This is a genomic window from Photorhabdus machadonis (genome assembly GCF_052657765.1).
The window spans coordinates 4,211,738-4,224,030 of record NZ_CP199761.1; the positions used below are offsets into that span (position 1 = coordinate 4,211,738).

General features: G+C 45.7%; 9 protein-coding genes and 2 pseudogenes. 3 read left to right on the plus strand and 8 right to left on the minus strand.

What is annotated here, in order from left to right; genetic code table 11:
- Window positions 1-3: 3 nt before the first annotated feature.
- Both ACUN2T_RS20220 and ACUN2T_RS20225 read left to right on the plus strand, forming a co-directional pair.
- Window positions 4-2,310 carry a TonB-dependent hemoglobin/transferrin/lactoferrin family receptor gene (locus tag ACUN2T_RS20220; RefSeq protein WP_445494715.1) on the plus strand — a complete coding sequence of 769 codons (2,307 nt, stop codon included), beginning with the start codon at window positions 4-6 and terminating at the stop codon, window positions 2,308-2,310.
- A gap of 1,464 nt (window positions 2,311-3,774) precedes the next feature.
- The gene (locus tag ACUN2T_RS20225; protein ID WP_445494716.1) at window positions 3,775-3,894 is read left to right on the plus strand and encodes a DUF7706 family protein; all 120 of its coding nucleotides are present in this window, start codon (window positions 3,775-3,777) and stop codon (window positions 3,892-3,894) included.
- A gap of 43 nt (window positions 3,895-3,937) precedes the next feature.
- On the opposite strand, the gene ACUN2T_RS20230 is transcribed toward ACUN2T_RS20225, so the two are convergent.
- The 4 genes from ACUN2T_RS20230 to ACUN2T_RS20245 all read right to left on the minus strand — a co-directional run bounded on the left by ACUN2T_RS20230 (window position 3,938) and on the right by ACUN2T_RS20245 (window position 6,106).
- A complete protein-coding gene (locus ACUN2T_RS20230) occupies window positions 3,938-4,459 on the minus strand; it encodes an SMI1/KNR4 family protein (RefSeq protein ID WP_445494717.1) in 522 nt (173 codons plus the stop codon).
- Window positions 4,460-4,481: 22 nt separating this feature from the next.
- Entirely contained in the window at window positions 4,482-5,006 is a 525-nt protein-coding gene (locus ACUN2T_RS20235) for an RHS repeat-associated core domain-containing protein (RefSeq protein WP_445494719.1), read from the minus strand.
- A gap of 95 nt (window positions 5,007-5,101) precedes the next feature.
- On the minus strand, window positions 5,102-5,407 hold the full coding sequence (locus ACUN2T_RS20240) for a hypothetical protein (protein WP_011148374.1): 306 nt from the start codon (window positions 5,405-5,407) through the stop codon (window positions 5,102-5,104).
- A 12-nt stretch (window positions 5,408-5,419) separates the two neighbouring features.
- Window positions 5,420-6,106, minus strand: coding sequence for an RHS repeat-associated core domain-containing protein (locus ACUN2T_RS20245; RefSeq protein WP_445494722.1), 687 nt, complete (start codon window positions 6,104-6,106; stop codon window positions 5,420-5,422).
- Window positions 6,107-6,138: 32 nt separating this feature from the next.
- Here ACUN2T_RS20245 and ACUN2T_RS20250 point away from each other — a divergent pair, with 32 nt between their 5' ends.
- Window positions 6,139-6,324, plus strand: a complete 186-nt coding sequence (locus tag ACUN2T_RS20250) for a DUF7706 family protein (RefSeq protein ID WP_445494724.1) — start codon at window positions 6,139-6,141, stop codon at window positions 6,322-6,324.
- A gap of 50 nt (window positions 6,325-6,374) precedes the next feature.
- On the opposite strand, the gene ACUN2T_RS20255 is transcribed toward ACUN2T_RS20250, so the two are convergent.
- The 4 genes and pseudogenes from ACUN2T_RS20255 to ACUN2T_RS20270 form a co-directional block, all read right to left on the minus strand.
- Complete coding sequence (locus ACUN2T_RS20255) at window positions 6,375-6,698, minus strand: hypothetical protein (RefSeq protein WP_445494726.1); 324 nt, start codon at window positions 6,696-6,698, stop codon at window positions 6,375-6,377.
- Window positions 6,699-7,003: 305 nt separating this feature from the next.
- Window positions 7,004-10,933: pseudogene (locus ACUN2T_RS20260) on the minus strand (RHS repeat-associated core domain-containing protein); the annotation flags it as partial.
- A 9-nt stretch (window positions 10,934-10,942) separates the two neighbouring features.
- The gene (locus ACUN2T_RS20265; RefSeq protein ID WP_445494728.1) at window positions 10,943-11,368 is read right to left on the minus strand and encodes a DcrB-related protein; all 426 of its coding nucleotides are present in this window, start codon (window positions 11,366-11,368) and stop codon (window positions 10,943-10,945) included.
- Between the two features lie 610 nt (window positions 11,369-11,978).
- Window positions 11,979-12,293: pseudogene (locus ACUN2T_RS20270) on the minus strand (zinc ribbon domain-containing protein); the annotation flags it as partial.

The window sequence follows — 12,293 nt, forward strand, 5'->3', positions numbered from 1 at the left end:
ATTATGACAATTAAAAATAGCGGGAAACTGCAAAAAAGCTCAGCCACAATGGTTACACAACAAATCAATCGCACTATTCGTTATGCCTTATCAGGCATGATTATTCTTAGTGCAGGTCTGCCCGGTTATCTGACAGCACAGGAGAATGAAACACAGAAAACCGCAGAACAGTTAGAAAAATCAGAGAAAGTGATTGCCCTGCCCGCACTTTCCGTTATTGGAGAGTTAAACAATAGCGTCAGCGCTGGAAGTTCTGTATTAAGAAAATCAGATATTGAGCGTACCCAAGCAGACAATATCGCCGAGTTACTCAACCAACTCCCTGGGGTTTCTATGTCAGGCTCGCCCCGTCCAGGCGGTCAAACTCTGAATATCTGGGGAATGGGTGATACAGAAGACATCAAAATCACACTGGATGATGCACCAAAAAGCTTCGAAAAATATCGCCAGGGATCTATCTTTATTGAGCCGGAATTAATCAAACGAGTCGATGTCGATAAAGGCCCACATAACCTACTTGATGGTAACGGAGGATTTGGCGGAACAGTCAAAGTTGTCACCAAAGATGCTAGTGACCTGTTACAGCCAGGAGAAGATTTTGGTGGATTGCTAAAATACAGTTATCACACCAATGACCGCCAAAATATTTATAGCAGCGCAGTTTATGGCCGGACAGTAGAAGGCTTCGCTGACGGCCTGTTATATATGAGCAAACGAGATGGCGGCAATATTAAACGGCCAGATGGCACCCGTTTTGCTTTCTCTAAAAGTGATCAGGCATCCTATTTATTGAAAACGAATTTTTACCTGAACGATGCCAATACATTGACGCTTTCCGCTATGCGTTCTGATTCTGCTGGCTGGCAACCATGGGCAGCAAAACGCGATGAAATAGTCGTTCCGTCAGAATCCGAGGTTGAAAAATATGGTTGGCATGAAGCCTGGCGCCGTAAGTTGGTTTATCGTGATCAAACGGATCAAAACTACACCGCCAAGTGGAATATCGCACCAGAAGACAATCCGTTACTTAACCTGACAGCAACCTATGCCTATTCGAAAACAGCACAGCATGATAAACGCTCTGAAAAAGCCCACAGCGGTTTTATTGGTTCATTAGGAAATGGAAGCTGGATCGACTATGTGGATAACTTAGCAGATATCAATAACAAAAGTGTTTTTATAACCGGGCCAATAGAACACACATTACTCGTTGGCGCTCGTTGGCATAAAAATCAACGTAATACCCTTATGCATGATAAAAGCAAAGACAAAAAACCTGAATATAACCATGGCTATTTCCAGCCAACCTACATGCCTTCAGGCGAGCAAAAAACGAACAGCTTCTATTTACAAGATGAAATGGTTATCGGCAACGTTACTGTGACCCCCAGTGTCCGCTATGACCATATCACCAATACCGGCAAACCCAATATCGCGGCAATCTACAATGATAGCTCACCAAATGTAGGCCATGATTACAGCAGCGTCACCTATACTGGTTGGTCTCCACATTTAGGTATCATATGGAAAGCAACGCAAAACCTGTCATTATTCTCGGATGTCAGCCGGACATGGCGAGCTCCACTCGTGGATGAACAGTATGAAATGCAATATGCACAAGCGAGTATCACGGCCACCAGCCGTAATTTAGACGTAGAAAGAATGACGGGTTTACGCTTCGGTGCGATTCTGAATTTCAATAACCTGCTGGCAGACCAAGATAGCTTGCAAATCCGTACGACTTTATTCCGAAATAGAGGCAAGGATGAAATATTTGTCCGTCGTGGAGTCGTGTGTAAATTACCGGATTGTGGAAAGCCTTTATCCAACTACCGTAATTTACCGGGATACACCATTCAGGGGCTGGAAATCGAGACTTTCTACGACAGCGATTACCTGTTTGGAAAACTTTCTTATTCAACTATCCGTGGTCAGAGAGATGCTTCACCACGCGATCCTTGGGGTAATAAAACCTGGATTGCGGAAATTCCACCCACCGCTGCCCGCGCCATGTTAGGCATAAAAATCCCTCAATGGCAGATATCTATGGGCTGGACTGGCGATTTTGTCCGTAAGCAAGATCGATCGCCTAAAGATGGCGATCCCATGGCAGTACTCTGGTCAATACCCAAAAGCCAAGGTTACGTTCTGCACGGTTTATTCGCCAGCTGGCAACCTGATTTTCAGCAAGGTCTTGAAGCCCGTGTAACGGTAAATAACCTGTTTAATCATGATTATTACCCATACCTCAGTGAATCCTTTTCTGGGGTTGGGCGTAACATTAAATTCAGTATCTCCCAGAAGTTCTGATTTCTTACCTGACAGTTCCCTCTCTTTGAGGGAACTCAGGCTGCTGACCAACCCATTTGACATTTCGCTTTATCGGAAACTTTAGATAGCGTGTTGTCGGCGGATTCGTTTTCTCTGGTGCTTTAATCATGTTTTATTACATCAACGATGGTAAACACCTGGCAGATTAATCAACCAGAAAAATTATAACGGTTAAACGGATATTTAAACATTAAAATAACGCTTAAATCGCTTATAAAAAAAACGATATGAATTAATTTTAGCATGAAAACATTAAAGACATAATTAAAAACATAAAAAGAGGAATGGTTTAAATCATTTATTTTCGGATTTTATTACGCCGATTTTTCATGATTGATGATTTAATTGGTTTATAAAAAAGTTTATTCCCCGGTTGAAAACGTTATTAAAATCGGTTTCTTTTTGACAATAGATTGTCTGATTAATATATTAATATTCTTATTTACTTTTTTCTGAATATATAATCATTAATAAAACCAATTTTTATTTCTTATTCTTCACTGTATAACTCTATGATAGACAGGTTTTAAACTGTTATTAAAAGCCATTTTTTAACCCCTAATTTTAATCGACACAATAAGGTTTTAGCCATTGTTTGAACTACTTTTAATACCTAATTCTTATTAAGTTTAATCATCATGATATATTGTGCTTTATGTTTAACTAACGTTGATTATACTCACTTTATCTTTACTGACACTGTTTTACTGGTAATACTGTGCAGTTTTTATAAATCACCATCCTATATTTTATCTTTATAAATCAACTGGTAAATAGTTTTATAGTATCAAGATACCCCTTTGTGTTTTTCGGATAATATTCTTTTTTACTGATTGATTTTCAATTTTCTGTTAATAGTTAATGGGCTTAGATTAAATTTGACTAATGTCTTTTTAAAAACCGCACTTATAGTTAAATCCATCTTTTATATAAAAGCTTTAATATCTCTATTTTTGTGCTTTTAAATGGTCATGATAGATTAGGTAAATGTAAAATAAGTAGAGAACAACATTGCCGATAAACAAATTAAACATAGATGTGAATAGTCTATTAAAGGGAAATTCAGGTAAAAAGATAAAATGAACATGGTAAAAAGAGTGATATCGAGTCAAGCAATTCTCATTCCGAAAGTTTTCTTATTTTTTAATTAAAAATTTATTTAATGAATGGTTTTGAGTCTGTAATTTAAATTTTTCCATTTTCATTAAATTGATAATCGGATTTTCTCGTTTTTCATTTTTCCTGTATTTGGTTTTTAGATTTAAAACCAAAGGGGGAAATAGATAGACTAATGGTATTAAAATCAAAATCCATTTCTTTAATCATTTTTAACACTGATAAACGCTATTGTTATTTTTTCGCTATGCGGTTAACTCTGTTAAATGTTTTAATATAATCTCATGTTTTTGTTACTTCAATTAACCCGCATTGAAGCGCGGGTTTTTGCCCAACTGGGCGGAGATACGTGCCTGTGCGGTGAATAACGAGGAAGCGTATCAGATTAAGGATGCCATCGGTAAGCTCCAGTCGGCGCTGGCTTACTGTGGCTATGCGCCTCGGTAAATCATGAATAAGGCCGGAAGATCGCAGGGATCTTCCGGTTATTTTACAGGCCTTGAACTAACTTCATGCCCTTATCTTCTGTTTGAGAGAGCAGTTGTTTGAAGAACTCTTCAAAAGAATAGGATATCTTATAAAGATTTCCACATTCATCTACCTCATTAAAGGCAATATCTTGTATTTCATCCTCAATATGTAAATGAGTCCTGTCCCAATAATAAACGCCTCCATGCTCTCCTTCTGTTACCAATACATAAAAATTACCACCGGGATCTGTACCAATAATCAGCAAATTTTTTATAAAAAATAACTCATCTAAATAATAATCATTTATTTCAGTTAAGTTGAAGTTTTCATTTTCAATATTGATACCGAATAAAGCGTCAAAAGCGATCTCACCATCATCAACACCTTGATATGAAAGATTACATGCGTCCGGATCTTCAACATAAAATCCGTTATATTTCTTCAAGAAAGCACGGTAACTTTCAGGAAGAGTTATTGAATAATGCTGCTCTACGGATGATATTTCGTCATCATCTACATTAATACCATGATTTATTGGCATAACTTTCCCTCAAGACTATTCGTTAACATTTTTTTCTTAGCGTTGATGCGCCGCCACGGTGAGTAAAGGTGCCGTGTACATTTCTAGGCACTTCTTGCATTGTTTTTCCATTTTCATGATGATGCCAAGTATTTGAACCATAATCAGCTTTACCTTTTGGCGCTAACTTGTCAGCTTTTGCAAAATCACCATCTCCATATCGATGATGGTTTCCTTTCAGATCCGGCACATCTACACGTTGTTTTTCATACGGTGAAAAATCAGGGTATCCATTTGGGTAACGAACGACATTACCTGAGGCATCTTTATATACCCATGTTTTCGAGTCTATTTCTTGCCAGACGGTTCCGCCTTTTTTATTTACCCATTTACCGGCATCCGGTGAGTTCATCGGTTTTCCGGTTAATCCCCACGGATCAATCCACATCAAAGGATTGGGGGCATACGTGTATAGGTTCAGACCCCCTGCTAATCCTATCGGATCAGGCGTGATAAACCGGCCTATCTCCGGCGCATAATACCGATACGTATTAAAATGCAGCCCCATATCTAAACTTCAGTTAGCGCCGGCTTGCCGTGGCTATGCACCTCGGTAAATCATGAATAAGGCCGGAAGATCATAAAGATCTTCCGGTTTGCGGCTTAATCTAGAAAATCATCGTATACAAGATAATGTATCACTGCTTCAATTAAATCTTCTTTAATCGCATTAGGATTGTGTTCCAGTTTGTTATCGATAATATCTGCAAACATGGGGCATTCTAGAAATGTTCCATGAGTTTCATCCATATCAAACTCTTCATCATCATTTTCAGCCAGATAATAATTTTTATTTAAAATATCTTGGGTAGATTCTGTATCAAAATCTTTATCAATATAAATCCAACCAACATCAGGCAGTTGTTTATAAAGACTAAGTAGCTGATCGAAACCACTAATTGTTTTCATATAATAACTCCATTACTTGCGGCATTTATTCCCACCTCCCCATTTATCTCTACCACCTGATCCATCAGGATGATAAATCTTGTGATAGGACTTATGGTCATATCGGTCAACCAGACTTAATTTCCCTGGCTGATTCTCATGATGCCAAGTCATATTCTTTGGTGAAGTCCCTCTAAAGTTCCCTTTAGAATTTGGCTGAACATGTTCCACCACTCCCGGATATTTAGTCTGCATTTCATGTCTGAATGCCGGATCGCGCTGCATTCTTTCGTACACAGATTGGTTGCCCCGTTTAAAGTGCTGACCATCAGATAACTGATATTCAGATGGATTCAGAGTATGTTCATGGAAGACATGGTACTTCCCTAAACCCCGTTGTCCCTCACCCTTGTATAACCCCCACGGATCGATCCAACTCATTGGGTTAGGCGCGTAAGTATATAAGTTTAATCCACCTGCTAATCCTATCGGATCAGGCGTAATAAACCGGCCAATTTCCGGCGCATAATACCGATACGTATTAAAATGCAGCCTGGTCTCTTTGTCAAAATATTGCCCTGCATAACGCAGGTTTTGCCGGAAGTCAAAGCCCTTTGATGACCGGGCCGGATCGGTGAAGTAAGCCAGCGGGGCGCCATCCAGTTCACCGAAAGTACTGTATTTCTCCGCCCACGCAATTTTGCCCTCTTCGTCCGTCACTTCCAACGGCGCTCCATTGATATGAGATGACGATGGCGATTGAGCATTTGCAGAACATTCAGTTAACCCACATTGAAGCGCTGGCCCAACTGGTTAAGCGGTTAAACTGGGCAGAGATACGCGCCTGTGCGGTGAATGACGAGGAAGCGTATCAGATTAAGGATGCTGTCGGTAAGCTCCAGTCGGCACTGGCTTACTGTGGCTATGCGCCACGGTAGATCATTAGAAGGCCGGAAGATCGTGAGGATCTTCCGGCTTGCTTTTAATTTCACTCTTTGATAGCAAACATATTAATATCGTCTATCGCATCTTCTATTCGACCAGTGAAACGGGTGTCCATAGCTTTTTTCTTTAGTGCGGGAATTACCTTATCTCGATCAATATTAGAGTAAATACGCGCTATATGCCCCAAACAAGTAATAGCTAAACCAATGATATCTTCATTATTACTATCAAATAGTTGCAAACATTTTTCTTGCACCCAATTATAGTCATTAACGTTGAATGTCAAATATAAAAGAGCATCAGTTACTATTTTGACATCGCCAGAATGTAATAAACTTTCTAACTCAGATTTAGAATATTCCTTCATATTTAGCACCCTTTAATTTTCCCTCTTTTATTCACTTTTCCAGTTTTTTTCAAAGCAGATTGCTGATCATTATGTAGCGCATCCCATTCTCTAACGTGTCCATGGAATAATTCATCACCACTCGATAATGTGCGAGTTTTATCCATAACAACAATTTCATTATTTTTTATATCTACACCAACTCGACGAGGTGAGGTAGGTTTCACTTGAACTGAATTATCTAATGCTGCCTGACCATTTACTGGGGCTTTACTTTTTACTGCATTATCGGTTTTACCGTGGTAAGGAGCATCTTCGTAGATCCTCGATAATCCAAGCGGATCGATCCATGTCAGGGGGTTTGGTGCGTACTGATATAAGTTTAATCCCCCTGCTAATCCAATCGGATCAGGCGTAATAAACCGGCCAATTTCCGGCGCATAATACCGATACGTATTAAAATGCAGCCCGGTCTCTTTGTCAAAATATTGCCCTGCATAACGCAGGTTTTGCCGGAAGTCAAAGCTCTTTGATGACCGGGCCGGATCGGTGAAGTAAGCCAGCGGGGTGCCATCCAGTTCACCGAAAGTACTGTATTTCTCCGACCACGCAATTTTGCCCTCTTCGTCCGTCACTTCCAGCGGCGCACCGTTGATATCCGTGTGGTACCAGTAGTAATCGTGCCGGGTTCCCTTCGTGATGATGCTGGCCAGCGGGGTGTAGCTGTCATGGGATTCGTAGCAGTAGGTTTGCGTTTCACCCCTTTTTGCCTCGCGCTCCTGCAACAGTCGCAGGCCATGCCAGACAAAATCGGTTTGTTCATAACGCGCCAGTCCATCAATCCCGATCTTCACCACTTTGCGGATACGCCGCCCAAGGGCATCATAATGATAACGCGCCGTGGTGTTGCCGATTACCGCCACGGTCAGGCGGTTGTCGCCATCATAGCGGTAATCCTGGGTTTCGCGCATGCTGCCCGCCCGGCGGGTTATGTTGCCGTGCGGGTCATGCTCATAGCGCCATTCCCGCCAGTGGTTCAGGCGGTCGCCCTGCGGCTCCATTGTCTTAGACAACCCCCGCTCTTCCGCTTCACGCTCCAGTATCGCCTGCGGTTGCTCCAGCAGGTTATCCGCCCGGTCATACCACAACATATCCTCATAAGCGTTACCCCAATGCGTCACTTTTTTCAGGCGACTTTCGGCGTCATAAAGATATTCGATCACGCCCCGGTAATGATCTTCCATTACCTGTAATTCGTCCTGGAGGGTGTAGAGCCACGCCCGCCACGGCTTACCCTCGCTGAGATAGGGCAGTGGTTCGGCCTCGGCCTGCGTCAGCGGCAGGCTGTACTGGCGGGTACAGCGCCCCAGAGGATCATAATCGCGCCGCTGGAATAACTTGCCCTGCGTGCGGCGGGTTTCCCGATGCAGGTCATCGCGCTCAAATTCAGTGATGAGTGTCTGTTCATGCCGGATTGCACTCAGGTGGCCAGAGCCGTAGTAGAGCCAGCTTAAGGTGCCGCCCTGTGGCAGCGTGAGGGCGGTCAGGTTATCCCGTTCGTCATAACTGAACTGGAGGCAGTCGTCGCCGTTCTGCTCGCGAATGACGCGCCCCAATGCGTCATAGCCAAAACGCACGGTGTTGGGCTCGATCCCCAGTTGTTTGCCGTTGTCGTTCGGTTCACGGCGGGCTTCCCGCAGCCGGCCCATTTTATCCCACTGGTACTGATAGGTGTCCGTGTAGGTTTCCCGCTGGATCAACTGACCGGCCGCATCATAATGCTGGTGTACCCGGCGTTCCGGGTATTTGAACACGCGGTCACCCAGGCGCCGCTCGGTGCTCAATAAGCCCGCCGCGTTGTATTCGTACTGGATTAAGGTGTCGTCGGGGCGGATTTCTTCGATTAAGCGCCCTTCGGCATCCCGGTTCAGCAAATAGCGGCCATCGTTGGCATTCTCAATGTTCACCAGATGCCCTTCAGGGCTGTACTGATAGCGAATTTGACGTTGCAGACGGTCTGTCGCACAGACCACCTGACCGAATGCATTGTATTCCCAGGCGCGGGGCGCATTCTCATTGCGCTGGTGATGGATAAGCTGACCCGCGCTGTCCCATGCCATGTGTTCCGTGGAATCGTCAGGATAGGTGATGAGGATTAACTGGCCGTTATCGTTATAGTCATAACTGACCCTTTCCATCAACGCATTGGTAAAGCGGCTCAACCGGTGCTCATTGTCGTAGTACCATGTGCTGCTTTGCCCAGAACAGTCGGTGTGGCGGATCAGCTGCCCCTGACCATTCCAGATAAAATGGCTTTCTCCGCCTTTGGCATCCGTGATTCTGTAAGGACGCACCGTATTATTAAAGCTGTAGTGATAACGGGTCGTTTGTTTCAGTGGCGAGGTTTCACTCACCCGCCGTCCAAATTCATCGTAAGCCAGCGCCGTCTCGGTGCCATCCGGCCAGAAGATAAAAGTGAGCCGGTCGGTATCATTCTGGTACTGCCAGCCGGTCTGGTTGCCGTTGGCATCGGTGAAACTCAGCTGGCGACCATGCGCGTCCCATTCACTCAGACGGGTGTGGCCGTCCGCATCTGTGTAACCGTTCGGCAGGCCAAATTCATCCCACAGGATATGGTGTTCCGTGCCGTTGCGGTCGCGGCAGTGGATGATGTGGTGTGCGTCGTTGAGGCGCCAAACCGTGCGGCTGCCGTCGTGCCAGTGTGCCGTGCGGGTGGAGTTTTCATCATCGTATGCCAGCCGATAGCCCGCCCCCTCGCTGGTTTGCTGGGCCATGACACGCCACAGCCCTTCTTCAGTCTGTTCCCACTGGTAATCACAGCGTAATCCCCGCGGGTCCTGATGCCATGCCATCACGCCGGGCTCTGTCCAGCCGAATTGTCGCTGGAGCGCGTCGTTGCGATGGCTGACCCCCGTCAGTTGGGCGTTTTCATTATAATGGTAGCGGCAAAGCTGAATACGCTGGCCGTCATGCAATTCGCGCCAGACGGTGGTGAGGCGGGTAACCGTTTTGCCCCCGATATCCAGCGTCACATAGTCACAATGCAGGTTCAGCCCGCCATGGCCCGTGATGCTGACCATCCGGTTCTGCTCGTTGTAATGAAAGCGCTGTTCGTTGCCGACGTTATCGCGGATGTGGCTCAGGCGGCTGAGGCCGTCATTATCAAAAGCCGTGTAGTGATAAACTAATTCGCCTGCATCACGGATTGCCCAGGTGTTTTCCGGCGTGTGTACCAGGTTGCTTTGGGCCTCCGGGCAGAAACAACGGTGTCCTGCCGGCACATCAGGGAAGGGCACGATATCCCCGGCAGGGGAACGCCAGAGCAGCCCGTCTTCCACGCGCGTGAGGTGGCTTTCCCAGAACAGGCTCCAGCCCTGACCAAGTACACTGTCATACTGATAACGGCTCAGGTAGCTACGCTGCCAGTAGAGCGGCAATTCAGCGTCAAAAACGAAGTCCAGTTCATCCTCATCGTTCAGGAATTTCTGGCCGGCAATGACTTCCACCGGGTTCATCAGAATACCCGCGACCGGCACCGCCACGGCAAGCGCCCCCAGCCGGCAGGCGATTTTGCGGATTTTAGCCGCTCCCGGTATCTTGTTAAACAGCGTCTGCAACGCGCCGGGGCCTTTGGCTGCCGCGCCACCAAAACTGATTAACCCGGCCGCAAACATCGTTAAATCGGAAACGGTATACGCCCATTTGGGGATTTCCGGCGCAATGTTTGCCGTCTGCGCCGTTCCGCCGCCGATGAAGACATTAGACGAACCGGTCATGACTACCGCATCACAGACCGTTTTGTCTCCCACCCGCACCACCGGATAACCATTGATGAAAACGGAAGCAGAGCCTTCCGCCATCTGACGAAGGCCATCCTCTTTACTGCACGCCACCTGACTCCGCGTCGCGATGGCGGCGGGTTTGCCGTTGATAAAAACATTGGGGGAGCCCCGGGTGATTTCCCCGCAGGGACTTCGCGACGAGGCTCCCTGAGAGACGCCGGCGTCACGTGCCATGTCGCCTAAATATCCCGCTGCCATGCCCACCGCAATGGCGGCACCTATCAGCAAAACGCCCACCCCGATGCAGGATGTGGCCAATCCGGCCACAAAGAGGGCCCCCGCGAGTATTCCCCCGGCGGCTGAAATTAATGAACCGATGACGGTACCCGCAACCAATCCGGCCAGGGCGCTGGAATGGCCTATCGTGTCTCCGAGCCGTGCAGCTTCTGGCATAGCGCCTCCCTAGAATTGGAAACTGTTCAGGCCGTCATCCAGCCACTGCCGTTGAGCATCGGTGAATGCCTGCTGAGATGACAGGGTGAAAATCAGCGCTTTTTTCTCATCCAGCAGAAATACCGCCTGATATTGATGAACCTGCTGCCCCTTCTTGGGCCGATAACGGGAAAGCAGCGTCGTGCCTTGCCGCAGGTTATCACCCAGCGTCGCGGGCTGTTCTGCCAATAATTGCCAGTCGCGCAGACCGCTTTTCAGCAGACCTTTCTGGCGGGTGAGGTAACTGGCGAGATCTTCACCTGCGACCAGCTGATCCCGCGAGATGTTCAGCGCAGGGGCATCGGGCGCAATGAGGATGTTTACGGTCTGTTCCTGATAGCCTTCCGGTAATGTGATGCTGCCTTCAGTGAACCGACAACGGGGGCGATTGTCCATTTTTCTTTAGTCTTATTTAATCATTAAGTGATGTTATCAATATATTAAGCCTGTTTATCCGGTGAGGTGAGTGAACCGAATGCTGATGAAGTCACAACTTTGGCATCAGCACCGTTAATCCACTGTTGTCACAGATAACCTGAATTAATAACACTGACTGAACAGAGTGGAGAGGTATCCTCTTCTCAGTCATTAATAAAGATACATAATCAATCATGTTATCCGCTTAATATTCAGGCAAAAGGTTATAACAAAAAATCGGCGATGTCTTGATTAATAGGTGAATTAACACTCAGTTAATTTAATGAAATGTGAATAGCATCACAAAAAACATCAATAATCTCACTAAAAATCAGCCTTAATGAGCTAAATAACTTAAATTTTATTAAATACCTTTCCCTTGCTTGGTTTATAGCCTTTGCATTAATCACCAAATAAATTTAACTCTGTATTTTTATCATCTTTATTTAAGAATAGTCAGTTCCGAGGCGCACATATTCGGATTCAGTGGGTTCTTGCCGGTATAGCGATAGCGTACTCAAGACCCATTTTTCGTATTTGGTTAACGTGACTGCTCCCCGCCGTAAAAAACGGCGAGGCTTCCCACTTCTCAGGCCGCAACCGTTGGTGCAACGGATTTACGCAGACCTCCATGAACAGAGACGACGTGTCCCGCCGCCTGTAATTCAACTATCCCTTTTTGCCGAATGTTGATAGCTGCATTGATGTCGCGGTCATGTTCTACCGAGCATTCAGGGCATTGCCGGCGCCGTTTATGCAGCGGCATTTCCGACATCTTGCAACCACAACCATGACACCTTCTGGAACTGGCGTACCACTGATCGAGTTTCACCACATAAACGCCTTTTTGTTCCGCTTTGTATTCCAGCCTGCTGATGAAACTATGCCAGCCTGCATCCCCGAT